Consider the following 16,725-nt stretch of genomic DNA (forward strand, 5'->3'; position numbering starts at 1 on the left):
CGAACCGCCAGCACCCCCGAACCTCACGAGCTCCCGAACCTCACGAGGGGACCAACCACCGTGAAGATCCACAAGACCGGCCGGACCAAGCGCTTCGCCCTCGGCAGCACCGTCGCGCTGACCGTCGCCGGGATGAACGCGCCCGCCGTCCTCGGCTTCGCCAGCCAGCAGTACCACCAGTACGTGATCAACCGCCCCGATTACAAGGCGGAGTACGGCCACTGGCAGACCCTCACGCTCCCCGCCGAGTTCCGGGTCAACGCCGTCCACGCCACGCTGCTGCGCACCGGCAAGGTCCTCATCGTGGCCGGCTCCGGCAACGACGAGAAGCGCTTCGACGCGGGCAGCTTCCGCAGCCTGCTCTGGGACCCGGCCGCGAACACCTACAAGCTGATACCCACCCCGGCCGACATGTTCTGCGGCGGCCACGCCTCGCTGCCGGACGGCCGCGTCCTGGTGGCCGGCGGCACCCAGCGGTACGAGAAGCTGGCGGGCGTGGTGAAGAGGGCGGCCGGCGTCATGCGGGTGCGCAACGAGAGCCCCGAGCGCGCCAGGACGTTCCCCAAGGGCACCGTCTTCGTCGGCCCGAACGGGCGGGAGTACGCCTCCACCGTGCCGGTGACCGTCCCGGCCGCGGTGAAGACCGGCGCCGGCAAGCAGACCGTCGTCACCGCCGGCGAGCAGCACGTGTTCGTCGAGGCGGTCGGCGAGGGCGCCGACTACGTCACCGACGCCCCCGCCCAGTACCGGATCAAGGGCCTGGCAGGGGCCGACGCCCGCAACCTGTACGGGCAGGGCACGAAGCTGACCCTGGACAAACAGGAGTACCAGGGCATCCGCTCCGCGTTCGAGTTCAACCCGGACACCGAGCTGTACGAGCAGGTCACCGACATGGCGTACGCCCGCTGGTACCCGACGCTCACCGGGCTGGGCGACGGGCGGGTGGTCACCGTCTCGGGCCTGGACGACACCGGGGAGATCCTCAACGGCAACGACAACGAGATCTACGACCCGAAGAACAAGACCTGGTCCAAGGGCCCGGACCGCTATTTCCCGACCTACCCGTCGATCTTCCTGACCGCCTCCGGCAAGCTCTTCTACTCGGGCTCCAACGGCGGCTACGGCCCGGCCGACAAGGGCCGCGACCCCGGGGTGTGGGACCTGTCGAACGACGGCTTCCAGCCCGTCCCCGGCCTGCGCGACCCCGCCCTCACCGAGACCTCGTCCTCGGTGCTGCTGCCGCCCGCGCAGGCCCAGAAGGTGATGGTGCTCGGCGGCGGGGGCGTCGGCGAGTCGCCGCTGTCCACCGCCCGCACCGACATCGTCGACCTCTCCGCCGCCAAGCCCGCCTTCACCCCGGGCCCGGACCTGCCGGCCGGCGGCACCCGCTACCTGAACAGCGTGATCCTCCCGGACGACACCGTGTTCACCACCGGCGGCTCCAGCGGCTACCGGGGCCGGGGCGCCAGCGACCTGCTCAAGGCGCAGGTGTACCACCCGGACACCAACAGCTTCAGCACCGCCGCCGAGCCCGCCGTCGGCCGCAACTACCACTCCGAGGCGCTGCTGCTGCCGGACGGCCGGGTGGCCGTACTCGGTTCCAACCCGCTGTTCGCGGACAAGGCCGAGACCACGCCGGGCGGCTTCGAGCAGCGCATCGAGATCTACACCCCGCCGTACCTGTTCCACGGCGACCGCCCGCAGGTGGCCGCCGCACCGGGGGCCGCGAAGCTCGGCACCACCGTGCGGATCGGCACCGCCCGGCCGGACGCGGTCGCCACCGCCAAGCTGATCCGGCCGAGTTCGGTCACCCACGTGACCGATGTCGAACAGCGGTCGGTGGCCCTGGACATCAGCGGTCGCACGGCCGACGGGGTCTCGCTCACGCTCCCCGCCAACCCGAACCTGCTGCCGCCCGGCTGGTACATGCTGTTCCTGACCGACGCCGCCGGCACCCCGTCGGTCGCGCGCTGGATCCAGGTGACCGGCTGAACGACACCGGGTGCGTCACGGCCTGGCGCGTACCCGCACTGGCGCGTACCCGCACTGGCGCGCACCCGCACTGGTGTGGGCCAGCCCTCTCAGCGGGCGGCCTGCGCCAGGCCGAGCGCGTACGGCAGCCAGAACTCGCCCGCCCGGGGCTCGCCGCGCCCGCACTCGCCGTCCGACTCCCCCGGGTTCTTGATCCACAGGTAGGCGTCGACCCCGTCCCGGCCGGTGTCGGCGGTCGGCCGCTCGCCGAGCGCGCGGCCGGGCGGGTTGCACCAGGCGTCGCCGCCCAGCGGGCCGTTGCCGTTGCGGCTGGTGTCGATGACGAAGTGCTTCCCACCCAGGGCGGCGGAGAGCTGGCCGCCGTAGGCCGTGTTGCGGCCGGTGTCGTAGAAGTTGGCGACGTTCACCGCGAAGCCGTCCGCCGCCGCGATCCCCGACTTGCGCAGCGCGGTGGAGAGTTCGGCCGGGTCCTGCGACCAGCCGGGGTTGCCCGCGTCCAGGTAGACCCGCACCTGCGGACGCTTCTTCAGCTCCTGCACGGCGAAGGCCAGCAGGCCGTACCGCTCGGCGGCCAGGTCGCCCTTGATCCCGCAGCTGTCCAGGGTGTGCGCGACGGCGTCCGGCTCCAGCACCACCCAGGCCTTGCGGTCGCCGAGGGCCTCCGCGACACCGCTGATCCAGGCCCGGTAGGAGGCGGCGTCGGCGGCGCCGCCGGCCGAGTACAGGCCACAGTCGCGGTGCGGGATGTTGTAGGCGACGAAGACCGCCGTCCGGTCCGCCTCGGCGGCCCGGCGGCTGACCTGTTCGGCGATCTCCTTGGCGCCCTGCTCGCCCAGCCACTGCGAGGAGGGCTGGGCGGCGATCCGCAGCAGCGTGTCGGCCTCCGCCGGCCGGCCCTGGCCGCGCAGGGCGGTCACCTGCCGGGCGGCGTTGGTCTGGTCGGAGACGTAGAAGGCCTGGCCGGGGAGCTGAGCGAGGCTCGCGGGGCCGGCGCCCGGGTTCGCGGCGGAGGCGGTCGGGTTCGCGGCGGGGGCAGTCGGCGCAGCTGTCGGCCCGCCGGGTGATCCCTTGGCCGATCCGGCGGTCGAACCGCTACAGCCCGCGGCCCCCGCCAACAGCACGACCAGGGCCGCCCCCACGGCCCGTCGGATTGCCACTACCCGTCCCACCCGGCGCACGTACCGCCCCTCCCCCAGAGCCGGTCCGGCGACCGGTCGGCACCAGCTAAGCACACCGGCCACCGGGCACCCACGACGGGCGGTGAACGCCGGGTGGCCGTGAGCGGGCGGACGGGCGACCCCGCCCGCCCGGGCCACCCCTCACCCAACCCCCGGGCGCCCGGCCCCAGATGCTCAGCCCTGCTTCAGGTTGGGCACCTGCCAGTCGATCGGCTCGCCGCCGAAGCCGTCCAGCGCCGTGTCGATCTGCGAGAACGGGCGGCTGCCGAAGAACAGCTTGGCCGACAGCGGCGACGGGTGCGCGCCCTGCACGACCACGTGCTTGGACGTGTCGATCAGCGGCAGCTTCTTCTTCGCGTAGTTGCCCCACAGCACGAAGACCACCGGCTCCTCGCGCTCGCTCACCGCCTTGATCACGGCGTCGGTGAACTTCTCCCAGCCCTTCGCCTTGTGCGAGTTGGCCTCGTGCGCGCGCACCGTGAGCACCGCGTTGAGCAGCAGGACGCCCTGCTCGGCCCAGTGCATCAGGTAGCCGTTGTCCGGGGCGGGGATGCCGAGGTCGGCGTCCAGCTCCTTGAAGATGTTGCGCAGCGAGGGCGGCGTCCTGGTGCCGGGCAGCACCGAGAAGCTCATGCCGTGGGCCTGGCCGTCGTCGTGGTACGGGTCCTGCCCGAGGACCAGCACCCGGACCTTCTCGTACGGCGTGGCCTCCAGCGCGGCGAACTCCTGGCCGCTCGGCGGGAACACCTGGTGCTGCGCACGCTCGGCCGCCACGAAGGCCGCCAGCTCGGCGAAGTACGGCTTCTCCGTCTCGGCGCCCAGCACCGGGCGCCAGGACTCGGGCAGCTCCAGCCCGTCGCCCTCGCCGGCCTCCACCACGCCCGCCTCGACCGTGTCCGTCACGACATCTACCTCCCACACCGCGGCTGTTGTGCCGCACGCCCTCTTTCACCCCGAACGCTACACAGCCCCACCGACAACTCACTCCGCCGAAGCCGCAGTAGCCGCCGAAGCCACAGAAGCCGCAGAAGACAGCGCGGACCCAACAGACCACGGGGCCGACGGTACGAAGCGGGCCCCGCTCCGGCGACCGGCCGGAACGGGGCCCACGACAGCACCGCAGAGGCTAGACCAGCTCGACCAGGTCCGCGATCGACTTGACCACCCGGGTCGGCCGGTACGGGAAGCGTTCGACGTCGGCGGCGGCGGTCAGGCCGGTGAGCACCAGGATGGTCTCCATGCCGGCCTCCATGCCCGCGACGATGTCGGTGTCCATCCGGTCGCCGATCATCACGGCGGTCTCGGAGTGGGCCCCGGCGGTGTTCAGCGCCTCGCGCATCATCAGCGGGTTGGGCTTGCCGACGAAGTACGGCTCGACGCCGGTCGCCTTGGTGATCAGGGCCGCGACCGAGCCGGTGGCCGGCAGCACGCCCTCGGGGGACGGGCCGGTCTCGTCGGGGTTGGTGCAGATGAACCGGGCGCCCTGGTTGATCAGGCGGATCGCCTTGGTGAGCGCCTCGAAGCTGTAGGTGCGGGTCTCGCCGAGGACGACGTAGTCCGGGTTGTTGTCGGTCAGCACGTACCCGGCCTGGTACAGCGCGGTGGTGAGCCCCGCCTCGCCGATCACGTAGGCGGTGCCGCCCGGGCGCTGGCCCTTGAGGAACTTGGCGGTGGCCAGGGCGGAGGTCCAGATGCACTCCTCCGGCACCTCCAGGCCCATCCCGGCCAGGCGGGCGCTGAGGTCGCGCGGGGTGTAGATGGAGTTGTTGGTGAGGACCAGGAACGGCTTGCCGGACTCCCGCAGCCTGCGCAGGAACTCCTTCGCGCCGGGAATGGGCGTGCCCTCGTGGATGAGGACGCCGTCCATGTCGGTCAGCCAGGACTCGATGGGCTTGCGGTCTGCCACGTGCGTGTCTCCCGAAGTGTTGCAACGTCTGTCGAAGGCCCTGACGCGGCACAGCCTAATCCGCACGCCTGCCCGACGACAGCGCGTTCCGTCCCCCGGGACCGGCACCACCGCCCCGCCATCCCCCCCCCCCCCCCCGGCCCCGCCCCTTGCGAAACCGGGAGCAACCGGGCGCCTCGTGATTGAGTGGGCGCATGAGCGCCTCGACCCCCTCGCCCTCCCCGGACCGCCCGTTCCGCGTCGGCCTGATCGGCTACGGCCTAGCCGGCTCCGCCTTCCACGCCCCGCTCATCGCCACCACGCCGGGGCTGCGGCTGGACGCCGTGGTCACCGCCAACCCCGAGCGCCGCGAGCAGCTGCGCCGCGAACACCCCGGCGCCCGCGCCGTCGACACCCCCGAGCAGCTGCTCGCCGACCCGGACGCGCTCGACCTCGTCGTCGTCGCCTCGCCCAACCGCACCCACGCGCCGCTCGCCCGCGCCGCCCTGCGCGCCGGGCTGGCCACCGTCGTCGACAAGCCGCTGGCCGGCACCGCCGCCGAGGCGCTGGAGCTGTGCCAGCTCGCCGAGGCCCAAAGCATCCTGCTCTCCGTGTTCCAGAACCGGCGCTGGGACGGCGACTTCCTGACCGCCGCCCGGCTGGTCCGGGGCGGCGCGCTCGGCCGGGTGCACCGTTTCGAGTCCCGCTTCGAGCGGTTCCGCCCGAAGCCCAAGCCCGGCTGGCGCGAGCTCGCCGACCCGGCGGAGGTCGGCGGCACGCTGTACGACCTGGGCAGCCACCTGGTGGACCAGGCGCTGACGCTGTTCGGCCCGGTGGAGACGGTGTACGCGGAGGTCGACGTGCGCCGGGACGGCGCGGTCGTCGACGACGACGCCTTCCTCGCCCTCACCCACGCCTCCGGCACCCGCTCGCACCTGTGGACCAGCGCCATCACCCCGCTGATCGGCCCCCGGCTGCGGGTGCTCGGCGACGCCGCCGGGTACGTCAAGCCCGGCATGGACCCGCAGGAGGCGGAGCTGCGGGCCGGGCACCGACCGGACGGCGCCCGCCCGTGGGGTGCCGACCAGCCCTCGCAGTACGGCACGCTCGGCACCGACGAGTCCTCGATCGCGCTGCCCACCGAACCGGGCGACTACCCCGCCTTCTACGCGGGCATCGCCGCCGCCCTGGCCTCCCCGGGCACCCCGCCCCCGGTCGACCCGCGCGACGCGGTGGCCACCCTGGCCGTCCTGGAGGCCGCCCGGGCCTCCGCCGCCACGGGCACCGCGGTCCGCCTGGGCTGAGCGGCCGCCGGGCCTGCCGCCCCCTCAATTCCACTTCTAAGCTGCTTAGATGATCAGCCAGAGGGCGCGGCAGGCCACCAGTGCGAGAAGTGCGAGGAGAACCGCGAGCGGCGGCCCTCACACCCCGATGATCTCCACCGCCGAGCCCAGGCCCCGGAAGTCCGCGACGTTGCGGGTGTACAGCGGCAGTCCGTGGGCCGAGGCCACGGCCGCGATCATCAGGTCGATCCGGCGCGGGCGCGGCTGCCGCCCGGCGGCGATGGTGAGGGTCACCAGCGTGCCGTAGCGCGCGGCCGCCGCCGCGTCGAAGGGCAGCGGGTCGAAGTCGGCCATCGCCGCGCCCAGCACCTCCAGCCGGGCGGCCCGGCTGACCGCGTCACGGGCCATCGACACGCCCTGTTGCAGCTCCGCGAAGGTGATCGCGGTCAGCTCCGGCACGGCCGGCAGGTTCGCCGGGGAGAGCAGGGCCAGATCGATGTAGACACAGGTGTCGAGCACCCCGGCCGGCCGCCGCCGGGCTGCCCGCCTGCGCTCAGCCACGCCGCCGCTCGAACGGGTCGTCGCCCTCGTCGCCCACCAGCTCCTCCGGCCCGAAGTACTCCTCGGCCTCCTTGCGCATCTGCTGGTAGTCCACCCGCGGCAGCTTCACGTGCCGCGCCACCAGCTCCTCCGCCGTGAGCCGCCGCCGTCCGGACACCGGTCGCAGCTCCGCGACCTCGACCCCGTTCCTGGTGATGTGGAAGGTCTCCCCGGCCTCCACCGCGTCCATCACCGCGGCGGAGTTGTTCCGGAACTCCCGCTGGGTAATCGTCTTCACCCCTCCACGGTAGCCCCGTGTAGCACCTGCGGCTACGCCCCTGCACCACCTCACGAAGTGCCTCGGCGCGGCGGGTACGCTACGGGGAATTCCGCGCCCGGGCGGGAACTCGGCGGGCTCGGGCGGGAACTCGGCGGGCTCGGCGATCGTCCTGAACGTCTGAAGTCCGGCCCCGAGTCCGTGGGGCCCGAAATCCGTGGTGCCGAAGCCCGAGGGCCGTGAAACCCAAGGCCTGCGAAGTCCGTGCAGCCCGAGTCCGTCACGCCGAAGGAAAGGAGGAGCAGCGCATGACCGTCGTCGCGATGCTGCTCGGCCTGCTCCGGGTGCTGACCGGGGAGCTGGTGACCGAGGGCGGGACGGTCGCGTCGGTGGCGGCGGTCGCCGCCGTGGCGCTGCTGGCCGGTGCGGTCGCGGGCACGCTGGCGGGAGCGCGGCTGCTGGGCGCGCGGGCGCCCACGGCGGTGCGCAGCGGGGTGTTGCGGCGGCGCGCGTTCCGTACGGCCTTCCTCCCGCAGCGCGATCCCGATGCCCGGGGCAGGCGACGCCCGAGGGCACCGGGTGCGGCCCCGGCGGCCGCGTAGCTTCGTCGTCTTCCGCCGTTCCACGCGGCCGTCCTCCGTCGACCACTCGTTTTCCGAGACCTCCGGAGGGCTCGCTCCACCATGTCCGTTCTCGCTGTTCTCGACCCGGCCGTCGCCGTCGCCCATGCCGCCGTCGCCGCGCTGGCCCAGGTACTGCCGACCGCGCTGGCGATCGTCCTGTTCACCGTCGCCGTCCGGCTGGCGTTGCATCCCTTCGCGCGCGCGGCGGCGCGGGGGGAGAAGTCGCGGGCGCGGCTGGCGCCGAAGGTCGCCGAGGTGAACCGGCGGTTCAAGGACCGCCCGGAGAAGCTGCGGGAGGCACTCGCCGAGCTGTACCGGGAGGAGCGGGCCTCGCCGTTCGCGGGGTGCCTGCCGATGCTGGTGCAGATTCCGTTCTTCTCGGTGATGTACCGCCTGTTCACCACCCCGAACGGCCTGCTGGACCACACCCTGTTCGGCGTGCCGCTCGGCCTGCACGTCGGGAGCGCGCACGGCGCCGGGCAGTCGGCGGTGTTCGGCCTGCTGTACGCCGGGCTGGCGGCGGTCGGGTACGTCAACTTCCGCCGGGCCAGGCGGGCGGCGGCCGCGCAGCCGACCCCTCAGCCGGGGGCGGGGCTGCTGCCTTACCTGTCCTTCGGGTCGGTGCTGTTCGCGATGCTGGTGCCGGTGGCCGCGGCGCTCCACCTGGTGACGACGAGCACGTGGACGGCCGCGGAGCGGGCCTGGCTGCACCGGGGCGGCACACCGGCGCCGGCGCCGGCGCTCGCGCTGTGAGCCTCGCGCTGTGAGCACCGCCGCCGGTCCCGCCGGTCTGCGTCAGAAGTGCCGCAGCAGTTCGGGGAAGGCCGCCAGTTGCAGGGTCGCCTCGTCGGGGCCGAGATCCTGGTGCTCCAGGACCCAGGTGTGCTGGTGCGGGATGAAGACCGTGCGCAGGCCGGCCCGGCGGGCCGGGGCGATGTCGGACTTGGGCGAGTTGCCGATCATCCAGGTCCGGTCGGGGTCGAGGCCGAGCTCGGCGCCGAGCCGCAGGTAGGTGTCCGCCGACTTCTCGGCCACGATGTGGACGCCGCGGAAGTGGTGGTCGATCGTGGAGGCCGTCACCTTGCGCTGCTGCTCGTCGAGGTCGCCCTTGGTGAGCAGCAGCAGGTGGTGGCGTCCGGCGAGGTCGGCGAGGGTGTCGGCGACGCCGGGGATCAGCTCGATCTCGCGGCTGCCGAGCGGAGTGAGGAGGCCGTCGATCCGGGCCTCCTCGGCCGGGGTGGGGGTGCGGTCGCCGTTCAACCGCCGCAGGCAGTCGGCGAGGCTCTGCCGGAACACGGCGGCGCCGTAGCCGAGGGCGGCGGAGTTGGCGGCTTCGATCTCGTCGAGGACGGCCCTGGCGCGGTCGCGGTCGGCCGGGGTGGCGACCCAGTCCAGGAAGCCGTCGATGACGCGCTCGAAGAGGACGTTGTTCTCCCAGAGCGTGTCGTCGGCGTCGAAGATGAGGGTCTGGTCGGTGTGCATCCGGGTGTGCTCCAGCGGGGTTCGGAAGGTCAGGCAGGGGCGTCGAGCAGGCGGCCGGCCCGGTCGAGCGTCTCGCGGAGGTTCTCCTCGGTGGTCCGCTGCCGGGCCTCGGCGATGGTGAGCCACTCCAGCGGGGCGGCGGGGTTCTCCGGCCGCGCCCGCTCCGGGGTGCCGGTGGCCAGCAGGAAACGCAGGTCGGCGTGTTCGTGGGCCGGTTCGACGGGCGAGGCCGGGACGGGCACGACGGCGAGGTGGACGAGGGCGGCGTCGGGCCACGGGGTGAGGTCGGTGAGCCCGGTCTCCTCCAGGCCTTCGCGCAGCGCGATGTCCAGCGGCAGGATCTCCCCCGGATCGCCGTGGCCGCCGACCTGGAGCCAGGCCCGCTGGCGGACGTGCCAGCGCAGGAGGACGCGCCTGGTCGGCGGGTGGACGATCAGCGCGGAGGCGGTGAAGTGCAGCGGCGTCCCGCGGTCCCAGGCGTCGGCGGCCCCGGTGAGGTGGCGGACGCGCTCGTGGTCGGCGGTCTCCGTCGGGCCCTGCGGCCGGTGGTCGGCCAGCAGTTCGGCCAGGCCCGGGCTGTCTGCCGCGCCGCCTGCGGTCACCATGATCAGCACTCCTCGTTGCGCTCCGGACCACGTCAACCGGCTTGCGGGGGCGGGTGATCGGGGCCGGGGCTTCCGGTTCCGACGAACCCGCGAAGCCTAGCCCCGGGGCCCTCCGGCGGCCCACCGGTTTTCCTTCCGGGGCCGCCCGGCGGGCAGCTCTCCGCCTCCGGACGGCGACGAGGGGCCGGTCGGGGCGGCGCCCTGGAGGCCGTAGCCTGTGGTGATCGTTTCGGGACAGGTGGAGGGATGTCGTCATGGTGGCTGCTCCGGCGCTCGCGGACTTGCGCGAGGTGTGCCAGCCGCAGGCCAAGCTGCAGAGCCGCAACGGTGAGCACTGGGCGGGACGGCTGTACATGCGCCGCATCTCGCTGCGCACGACCCGGCAGTTGGTGCGGACCTCGGTGTCGCCGAACACCCTCACCTGGGTGATGGTGGTCTGCGGGGTCGGTGGCGGGGCGGCCCTGCTGATCCCCGGTCTGACCGGCGCCGTACTGGCGGCGGTGCTGTTCCAGCTGTTCCTGCTCTTCGACTGCGTCGACGGCGAAGTGGCGCGCTGGAAGCGCCAGTTCAGCATGGCCGGGGTCTACGTGGACCGGCTCGGCGCCTATCTGGCGGACGCTGCGCTGATGATCGGCGCGGGCGTGCGGGCGGCGCGGGGCGGGTCGGAGCTGTGGGTGTCGGTGGGCTTGGCGGCCGCGCTGGGCGTGGTGCTGCTCAAGGCCTCGACGGACCTGGTGGACGTGGCCCGGGCCCGCAGCGGGCAGGCCCCGGCGGACGAGGAGTCCACCCAGCCGCGCTCGCAGGGCATCGCGACCGCGCGCCGGCTCGCCTCGGTGTTCAAGATCCACCGGGTGACGAACGGCATCGAGGCCTCCCTGGTGCTGCTGGCGGCGGCCGTGGTGGACGCGGTGCTCGGCAACCTGGACGCGACGCGGGCGGCGGTCGCGGGGATCGCGGTGATCACCTGGGGCATGGTGGTGGCGCACCTGGCGTCGATCCTGTCCTCCTCGCGCCTGCGCTGACGGGCTGCGCCGCCGCGCGCGGGCGGCGGCTGCTCGGCCGCCTGATGGCCGGGAACCTCACCGTCACCGGCTTCAGCCACCGCGCCCTGGCCGCCGCCGCCGCCGAACGGGTCGGCCGCGCCATCCGCACGGTCCTCGACCTGCTCGCCGCCGGTGACCTCACCCTGCCGGTGACCTCACCCTGCCGGTCACCGAAGTCCCCGGCCTGGCCGCCGTCCCCGCCGCGCTCGACGCCATGGCGGAGGGGCGGAGGGGCGGACCACCGGCAAGAACGTGGTGCGCGGGGCCGGTTGAGCCCTGCTCGGGGCGGTGCCACTTGCGCAGGAAGTCGGGCGGGCCGACTTCCTGCGCGGAGCGCGGAGCGTTGGAGGCCGGGCGGGTCAGGGGTTGTAGAGACCGCCGGCCTCGCCGGGGTCGCCGACGTAGTTGTGGTTCTGAGGACGGCCCTGGTTCCGCGTCCCGGGCCTGTTGGTCTCGACGAAGCGGCAGGCCGCGAAGTGCACGTCGCCCATGCCGGGCCGCAGGATGTCGCTCAGCAGCACGTCGCCGTCGAAGACGATCGAGCGGCCCGCGAGTTGGGGGTCGGTCAGCGTGGCGACGTTGATGACGGTTGCGGCCGGCGTCCCCGGGTCGAGTTCGACGTCGTACCCGCCGCCCACCGGGCTGGCGATCGCCGGGTTTCCCCGGATGGTGAGGCCGCTGGGGTAGGAGATGGTGTAGTTCTGCAGGCTCCGCCCGCCCACCACCGTGCGCGCGGCGCCACGGTCCTGCCCCTGTTCCACGCTGCCACCCCGGTTGGCGCCGTTCTCCACCTGCCCGCCCAGGTCGTCGGGGAGGACCATCCCGTGCTGCGTGTAGAAGTGCACCCGCGTCCCCGCGGGCACCCGGAAGGTGCCGTTCGCGGCCTCCCAGGCGCCGTGACCGCTGAGCACGAGACCGTCCGTACGCGCGGGCGCGGTGTTGTCGGCCTCCCAGTCGTCGTCCGGGTTCTGGTGGTTGATCATGGGCCGGTTCTGGTCGGCCGCGCGCTGGATCCCGGTCGCGCGAAGCATCTGCACGACGGCCGCGTTGCCGTGGCTGCTCTGGAGGCCGAGCAGCGACTGGGCGGCGGCCTGCGCCCGGTTCGGGTTCCTGGTCGCCGACTCCGAAGTGCGGGCCGGCGTGCGGGCCTTGCCGGCGGCACCCTTGGTCCTGTCGTGGGCGTGCATCGTCCCCCTCGCGACTCGAAAGCTCACTCTCCTGGATATCGGTGACGTCGGCGTGGGCGCCAGGTCCGTACGGGCAGTGCCCGCTGCCTGAAGGCGCACCGCGCGGTGCCCCGGGCGGCGCGGCACCGGGGCCTCGCACGGAGGTCAGGCCGCGGGTATGCCCGCCGCGTAGAGGCCGGCCCGGCTGCCGCGGTAGGCGACGCCGCCGAAGGCCGTCAGCGAGAGGCCGGTGTACTCGGTGCCGAACTCGGCCGGATCGTCCTGCCACTGAAGCCGGCCGGTGGCGAGGTCGAGGGTGTGCAGCCGACCGTCGTTCAGCGCCACGTAGACCCGGCCGTCGGCGACGGCCATGGTGCTCATGCCCCGGCCCAGGCCGTCCGGCACCGAGGAGGTCCACCGGCTGCGGCCCGTACTCGCCTCGACGGCGATGACCCGGTCGTTGTCGAGGAGGCAGAGCGTCCCGTCGGCGACCGGGGCGGGATGGACACCGGGGTGGCCGAGATCGTCACGCTGCCAGAGCACTCGGCCGGTCGCCGCGTCCAGGGCGGAGACAGTCGAGGCGGAGGCGGCCGAAGCGGCGCCGGTCGAGGCGGAGGCGGTCGGGGCGGCGCCGGTCGAGGCGGAGGCGGCGGAAGTGGACAGGTAGAGGACGCCCTCGTGGACCACGGGCCGGTCGACGAGCGTGCCGACTGCGGGCTGCTCCCAGCGTCGCTCACAGGTCTTCGCGTCGAGGGCGGAGATCCCGCCCGCAGGGGCGGCAAGGTACACGGTGCCGCCCGCGACCGCCGGCCCGCAGGCGGCCTCCAGCGGGCCGGCCCACCGGGCCTCGCCGGTGGCCGCGTCGTAGGAGTGGACGCGGCCGTCGCAGATCACGAACACGTCCCCGCCGACGGTGGGGCCGTCCGTCCATCCGGACAGATAGCCCCCCGGCGCCGGCACGGTCCACCGGACGGCTCCGGACGCGGCGTCCAGGGCGTGGACGTGGGAGTCGGTGGTCACGCAGACCAGTCCGTCACCTGCGGCGATCGGCCAGCCGAAGCTGCTGTCGGCGGGGTTGCGCGAGGCGACCTCGGCACTCCAACGCGGGGCGCCGGTCCGCAGGTCGAGGGCCCTGACCGTGCCGTCGAAGTCCGCGACGTAGAGGTCGGACTGCGGGGCGGCCGACAGGGCGACCCGGCTGCCGGTGCCGGTCCTGCTCCAGACGCGGTGGCCGGTGTCGGCGTCCCGCCGCGCCCACCAGCCGATGCCCCCGACGGTGACGGCGGCCGCCGCCACACCGGCGACGCCCAGCAACATGCGCCTGCGGCTGACGTGGGGGCGGACAGGATCGGTCTGCGATTCGTTCGAGGTCACACCGAAGGTGACCGTCTGCGCCTGCCGCCGGTTGCACCGCGAGGGCGAGCTTCACAGAAGGCGCCGAAAAGGGCGGCCAGGACGCGGCCGGGATTCTGAAGGTTGTGCGCAGGAAGTCGGACCGGCCGACTTCCTGCGCAAGGGGCTCAGGCCGGGCGGCCGACGGTTCGCGGCCGGGTCATCCGATCAGGTTGCCGGGCTCGTCGAGCCACACGTGCTGTTCGCCGGTCGGCGTCATCGTCACGCCGAAGCGGGTGAGGTCCGGTTCGCCGTCGGCGAGCCATCCCCGGCGGGCGCGGACGATCTCGTCCCACAGGCGGCGGGGCCCGGCCTGCCGGACCGCGTCGGCGGCGCCCCAGTCGTGGTGGCGGACGGACGCCCAGGAGCCGGCGCCGTCGGAGAGTCGCATCCGATAGGTGCCGCCGGGGTCCGTGTCGTCCCAGGTGTGGTGATATCGGACGCCGGGCACCCGGAGGCCGATGGCGAACGCCACGTCCACGTTCTCCAGCGCCAGCTCCGGGTCGATCGGCGACGAGCCCCGGAGGATCGGCCGGTCGGTCGGTTCGGCCACCGGGTGGGGGCGCTGGCTGCGGACCCACATGAAGCTGGCGTTGTCCACGAACTTGCCCCGGGAGGGCTCCCCCGGATCGCCGACCACCAGGCGCAGGAGTCCGGCGTTGGCGTAGGGCGTGCCCCAGGGGGTGACGATCACGCCGCCGGGGCGGGTCTGTTCGAGCCAGGCGCGCGGCAGTCGGCGAACCGCCGCCGTGGAATGGATGCGATCGTAAGGTGCCCGGAGGGGCCGGCCTTCGAGGCCGTCGCCGGTCGAGCAACTGGGGTGGAAGCCTGCTGCGGTGAGTCGTCGGACCGCTGCGGCGGCGACCGCTCGATCGACCTCGACGGTGGTCACGTGGGCGTCGCCGAGCCTGGCGGAGAGGAGCGCGCTCGTCCATCCGGTGCCGGTGCCGATGTCGAGCACGGTGTTCCCGTCGACCACGTCCAGGTGCCGGAGCATTCTCGCGACGAGGGAGGGCATGGAGGCCGAGGAGGTGGCGATGCCCGGCCCGGTATCGAGGCCGTCATCGATCTGGGTGACCACCACCTCGTCGGCGTTCACCAGCGCCCACCAGGTGTCCGGGTGGTCGGCCCGGGTGATCCGGCCGTAGCCGGTCGGGCTGTCGTCGTCCGGGGCCCAGACGGAGTCCGGGACGAAGGAAGAGCGCGGGGCACGCTCGAACGCGCCCCGCCACCCCTCGCCCAGCGCCCCCGCCGATTCCATCCGGGTCAGCAACTGTGCGTATTCATCCATCAGTTGGTGCTCACTTCTTCGACGGCTTCACGGGCTTGGTCCACTGGCCGTCGGACTCCTTCGGGGACTGCTTCTTGTCCCCGTCCTCGCCACCCTTGCCGTCTCCGTGCTCGCCCATTCCGGTTCCTCTCGATCGACGCCGGCCATTCAGGTGCCGGCAAGGTCCTGTCCAGCACGCTAGAAGCCCAACCGAGCTGGCGTTAGCCGCATTTCTCCGGTTTTCTCCCGCGCGCGGCGAGGCTTCCGCAGGTTTCTCAGGCGACTGCCAGAGTCGAGCGCGCACGGGCGATCAGCCGATGCGCTGCGGGGCCGTACACCGCAGCATCGTGCAGCCTTCCCCAGACCTTCCGGTACAGCGCGATGTCGACGGGTTCATCGAGCCGCAGCTCGGCGTTCCACGTCTCGACGATCGTGAGCCTGTCGTCGTAGATCCAGAAGCCGTGCTTGGGAATGACTGCCACCGGAGCCCCGAGCGGAACGATCCCCACCTCAACCGTGTCGAGCCCCAGCAGGCCACCCAGTCGGTCGAGTTGAGCAGCCAGGACGTCGGGCGGACAGATCTGCACGTACAGTGCGGCCTCGGACATGATGAAGCGGAAGCGCTTCCCTCGCTGGTAGAGGGACTCCTGACGCTTCAACCGGGCACATACTCCTTCCTCGATGTCACGTGGCCCGTCATCCAGATCGGTTGCGTGAGTCAGGACGTGGCGGGCGTATTCGGCGATCTGGAAAATGTCCGGGATGATGGCAGGTTCGTAGCCGGTGGTCACCGCCGTCTCCCGGCCGTGCCTGACTCCGGCTTCCTCGCGCACCCGGTGCCCGCCGGCCAACACCCGCTTCCATCCCCGATAGCGGGACTCCAGGCCTTGCAGCCCGCCTTTCAACTCGGCAGCGGCCTCGGGGCATCCCAGCGCTTCGGCCCACGCCTGAAGATCCGCGGGAGTGGCCGTCTGCCTGCCGTTCTCCAGCTTCGAAATCTTCGACGCCGGCCAGCCCAGTCGTCCGGCGAGGTCGCGGCCGCTCACGCCCGCCTCGGTGCGCAACTCCCGTAGCCGCACACCGAGCGACAGCCGGGCCTGCTGAAAATCGGTACTCACCACCCGGAGGCTACCTGCCGACCGAACTCGCACGTCGGAACCGCGAAGTGCCTTGTGGCATCGCAGGCTTGGAATGAGGCAAGCACTGCGTAGGCGGCCGTGCGGCCGTGGAGGTGGCGGGCGCGGGTTTCGCAGAGGGCGCCGAGGAGGGAGGCCAGGAGGTTGAAGGTCAGGAGGCCTAGCATCGGCGGCGGTCCCGCTCGCGCTTGTACTCGCGGAGGAGGGCGAGGAGGTTGATGAGGGTGCTCGCCGGGATATTGCCGAGGGAGATCAGGACGCGGCCGTTGAGGTTGGTCTCGCCGGGCTGGGCGGACGGCCAGGTGAGTCCGAACTCACTCCCCTCAGTGCGGAGTTCGACGATGAGTTGAGTGACCTGGCGGGCCGTTAGGTGACGCAGCGCCGGATCGGCCGGGTGGATGGGCTGGTGGGCACTCACGCGACACCGTCCAACTCGAACCAAACGATTTTGCCCAGCTTCAGGGGGTCGACGCCCCAGCGGTGGGTGAGGCCGGCGACCAGCTGGAGGCCCCGGCCGGACTCGGCGAGCAGGCAGGGCGTTCGCTGCTCGGGGAGGGTGGAAGAGCGGTCCGCGACGGTGACGCGGAGAGTATTCGAGAGGAAGTGGATGAGGACGACGGGGGAGGTCGTCTCGCCGTGACGCCAGGCGTTGACGATCAGTTCGACGAGAGCGAGCTCGGCGTCCGCGATGGAGGAGGGCGACCAGCCGACGCGGGTCATGCCGTCGCGGAGGGTGTCGCGAGCGAGGGTGAGGGAGGGGGAGTTGAGGTTACGCACGATGTCTCCCAGTGACGGAGATGGGTGCTCTTCAGTGCCCGAGCGGCACTACCGACAATCCGCTCGGTGAGCGGTG

General features: G+C 72.8%; 18 protein-coding genes. 5 read left to right on the top strand and 13 right to left on the bottom strand.

The features are described 5' to 3' along the window. The first annotated feature begins 60 nt into the window (after positions 1 to 60). On the top strand, positions 61 to 1,992 hold the full coding sequence (locus tag ACIQVZ_RS23760) for a galactose oxidase-like domain-containing protein (protein WP_402452652.1): 1,932 nt from the start codon (positions 61 to 63) through the stop codon (positions 1,990 to 1,992). 89 nt (positions 1,993 to 2,081) lie between these two features. Here ACIQVZ_RS23760 and ACIQVZ_RS23765 read toward each other — a convergent pair whose 3' ends face one another. The 3 genes from ACIQVZ_RS23765 to ACIQVZ_RS23775 form a co-directional block, all read right to left on the bottom strand. Next, positions 2,082 to 3,149 carry a glycoside hydrolase family 6 protein gene (locus ACIQVZ_RS23765; RefSeq protein ID WP_402452653.1) on the bottom strand — a complete coding sequence of 356 codons (1,068 nt, stop codon included), beginning with the start codon at positions 3,147 to 3,149 and terminating at the stop codon, positions 2,082 to 2,084. Between the two features lie 195 nt (positions 3,150 to 3,344). Continuing rightward, complete coding sequence (locus ACIQVZ_RS23770) at positions 3,345 to 4,073, bottom strand: uracil-DNA glycosylase (RefSeq protein WP_350882645.1); 729 nt, start codon at positions 4,071 to 4,073, stop codon at positions 3,345 to 3,347. A 223-nt stretch (positions 4,074 to 4,296) separates the two neighbouring features. Next, positions 4,297 to 5,076 (bottom strand): HAD-IIA family hydrolase, encoded by a 780-nt coding sequence (locus tag ACIQVZ_RS23775; protein ID WP_063349252.1) that lies wholly within the window; start codon positions 5,074 to 5,076, stop codon positions 4,297 to 4,299. Between the two features lie 194 nt (positions 5,077 to 5,270). Between ACIQVZ_RS23775 and ACIQVZ_RS23780 the strand changes: the two genes are divergently transcribed. After that, a complete protein-coding gene (locus ACIQVZ_RS23780; protein WP_402452654.1) occupies positions 5,271 to 6,359 on the top strand; it encodes a Gfo/Idh/MocA family oxidoreductase in 1,089 nt (362 codons plus the stop codon). Positions 6,360 to 6,476: 117 nt separating this feature from the next. On the opposite strand, the gene ACIQVZ_RS23785 is transcribed toward ACIQVZ_RS23780, so the two are convergent. Together ACIQVZ_RS23785 and ACIQVZ_RS23790 are read right to left on the bottom strand one after the other, a co-directional pair. Next, positions 6,477 to 6,899 (bottom strand): type II toxin-antitoxin system VapC family toxin, encoded by a 423-nt coding sequence (locus ACIQVZ_RS23785; protein ID WP_350882649.1) that lies wholly within the window; start codon positions 6,897 to 6,899, stop codon positions 6,477 to 6,479. After that, entirely contained in the window at positions 6,892 to 7,176 is a 285-nt protein-coding gene (locus ACIQVZ_RS23790) for a type II toxin-antitoxin system Phd/YefM family antitoxin (RefSeq protein ID WP_063349249.1), read from the bottom strand. Before ACIQVZ_RS23790 ends, ACIQVZ_RS23785 begins: the two co-directional genes overlap by 8 nt. 287 nt (positions 7,177 to 7,463) lie before the next feature. Between ACIQVZ_RS23790 and ACIQVZ_RS23795 the strand changes: the two genes are divergently transcribed. Together ACIQVZ_RS23795 and ACIQVZ_RS23800 are read left to right on the top strand one after the other, a co-directional pair. Further along, entirely contained in the window at positions 7,464 to 7,757 is a 294-nt protein-coding gene (locus ACIQVZ_RS23795) for a DUF6412 domain-containing protein (RefSeq protein WP_063349248.1), read from the top strand. Between the two features lie 81 nt (positions 7,758 to 7,838). Next, positions 7,839 to 8,531 (top strand): YidC/Oxa1 family membrane protein insertase, encoded by a 693-nt coding sequence (locus ACIQVZ_RS23800; protein WP_350882653.1) that lies wholly within the window; start codon positions 7,839 to 7,841, stop codon positions 8,529 to 8,531. Positions 8,532 to 8,573: 42 nt separating this feature from the next. On the opposite strand, the gene ACIQVZ_RS23805 is transcribed toward ACIQVZ_RS23800, so the two are convergent. Both ACIQVZ_RS23805 and ACIQVZ_RS23810 read right to left on the bottom strand, forming a co-directional pair. Beyond that, positions 8,574 to 9,260, bottom strand: coding sequence for an HAD family hydrolase (locus ACIQVZ_RS23805; RefSeq protein ID WP_350882655.1), 687 nt, complete (start codon positions 9,258 to 9,260; stop codon positions 8,574 to 8,576). 29 nt (positions 9,261 to 9,289) lie between these two features. After that, the gene (locus ACIQVZ_RS23810; RefSeq protein WP_402452655.1) at positions 9,290 to 9,865 is read right to left on the bottom strand and encodes an NUDIX hydrolase; all 576 of its coding nucleotides are present in this window, start codon (positions 9,863 to 9,865) and stop codon (positions 9,290 to 9,292) included. Between the two features lie 254 nt (positions 9,866 to 10,119). Here ACIQVZ_RS23810 and ACIQVZ_RS23815 point away from each other — a divergent pair, with 254 nt between their 5' ends. Next, positions 10,120 to 10,887, top strand: a complete 768-nt coding sequence (locus ACIQVZ_RS23815) for a CDP-alcohol phosphatidyltransferase family protein (protein ID WP_350882659.1) — start codon at positions 10,120 to 10,122, stop codon at positions 10,885 to 10,887. Positions 10,888 to 11,267: 380 nt separating this feature from the next. Here ACIQVZ_RS23815 and ACIQVZ_RS23820 read toward each other — a convergent pair whose 3' ends face one another. From ACIQVZ_RS23820 to ACIQVZ_RS23845, 6 genes are all read right to left on the bottom strand, one after another. Beyond that, positions 11,268 to 12,095, bottom strand: a complete 828-nt coding sequence (locus ACIQVZ_RS23820; RefSeq protein WP_402452656.1) for a putative adhesin — start codon at positions 12,093 to 12,095, stop codon at positions 11,268 to 11,270. Between the two features lie 144 nt (positions 12,096 to 12,239). Next, positions 12,240 to 13,391, bottom strand: coding sequence for a PQQ-binding-like beta-propeller repeat protein (locus ACIQVZ_RS23825; RefSeq protein ID WP_402452657.1), 1,152 nt, complete (start codon positions 13,389 to 13,391; stop codon positions 12,240 to 12,242). 235 nt (positions 13,392 to 13,626) lie between these two features. Then, entirely contained in the window at positions 13,627 to 14,757 is a 1,131-nt protein-coding gene (locus ACIQVZ_RS23830; protein ID WP_402452658.1) for a methyltransferase domain-containing protein, read from the bottom strand. 254 nt (positions 14,758 to 15,011) lie between these two features. Next, positions 15,012 to 15,854: a helix-turn-helix domain-containing protein gene (locus ACIQVZ_RS23835; protein WP_402452659.1), complete on the bottom strand. Its 843-nt coding sequence runs from the start codon at positions 15,852 to 15,854 to the stop codon at positions 15,012 to 15,014. A 178-nt stretch (positions 15,855 to 16,032) separates the two neighbouring features. Continuing rightward, the gene (locus ACIQVZ_RS23840; protein ID WP_402452660.1) at positions 16,033 to 16,290 is read right to left on the bottom strand and encodes a hypothetical protein; all 258 of its coding nucleotides are present in this window, start codon (positions 16,288 to 16,290) and stop codon (positions 16,033 to 16,035) included. Continuing rightward, the gene (locus ACIQVZ_RS23845) at positions 16,287 to 16,649 is read right to left on the bottom strand and encodes an ATP-binding protein (protein ID WP_402452661.1); all 363 of its coding nucleotides are present in this window, start codon (positions 16,647 to 16,649) and stop codon (positions 16,287 to 16,289) included. Before ACIQVZ_RS23845 ends, ACIQVZ_RS23840 begins: the two co-directional genes overlap by 4 nt. Positions 16,650 to 16,725: the final 76 nt, after the last annotated feature.

The organism is Kitasatospora sp. NPDC098663 (assembly GCF_044760075.1).
In the GTDB taxonomy this organism is placed as follows: Bacteria; Actinomycetota; Actinomycetes; order Streptomycetales; family Streptomycetaceae; genus Kitasatospora.

What these genes read in the sequence shown, in the direction of transcription:
- ACIQVZ_RS23805 (WP_350882655.1), bottom strand. Translation starts at nt 9,260, where the DNA reads ATGCACACCGACCAGACCCTCATCTTCGACGCCGACGACACGCTCTGG.
- ACIQVZ_RS23780 (WP_402452654.1), top strand. Translation starts at nt 5,271, where the DNA reads ATGAGCGCCTCGACCCCCTCGCCCTCCCCGGACCGCCCGTTCCGCGTC.
- ACIQVZ_RS23815 (WP_350882659.1), top strand. Translation starts at nt 10,120, where the DNA reads ATGGTGGCTGCTCCGGCGCTCGCGGACTTGCGCGAGGTGTGCCAGCCG.
- ACIQVZ_RS23825 (WP_402452657.1), bottom strand. Translation starts at nt 13,391, where the DNA reads ATGTTGCTGGGCGTCGCCGGTGTGGCGGCGGCCGCCGTCACCGTCGGG.
- ACIQVZ_RS23795 (WP_063349248.1), top strand. Translation starts at nt 7,464, where the DNA reads ATGACCGTCGTCGCGATGCTGCTCGGCCTGCTCCGGGTGCTGACCGGG.
- ACIQVZ_RS23800 (WP_350882653.1), top strand. Translation starts at nt 7,839, where the DNA reads ATGTCCGTTCTCGCTGTTCTCGACCCGGCCGTCGCCGTCGCCCATGCC.
- ACIQVZ_RS23830 (WP_402452658.1), bottom strand. Translation starts at nt 14,757, where the DNA reads ATGGATGAATACGCACAGTTGCTGACCCGGATGGAATCGGCGGGGGCG.
- ACIQVZ_RS23820 (WP_402452656.1), bottom strand. Translation starts at nt 12,095, where the DNA reads ATGCACGCCCACGACAGGACCAAGGGTGCCGCCGGCAAGGCCCGCACG.
- ACIQVZ_RS23810 (WP_402452655.1), bottom strand. Translation starts at nt 9,865, where the DNA reads ATGGTGACCGCAGGCGGCGCGGCAGACAGCCCGGGCCTGGCCGAACTG.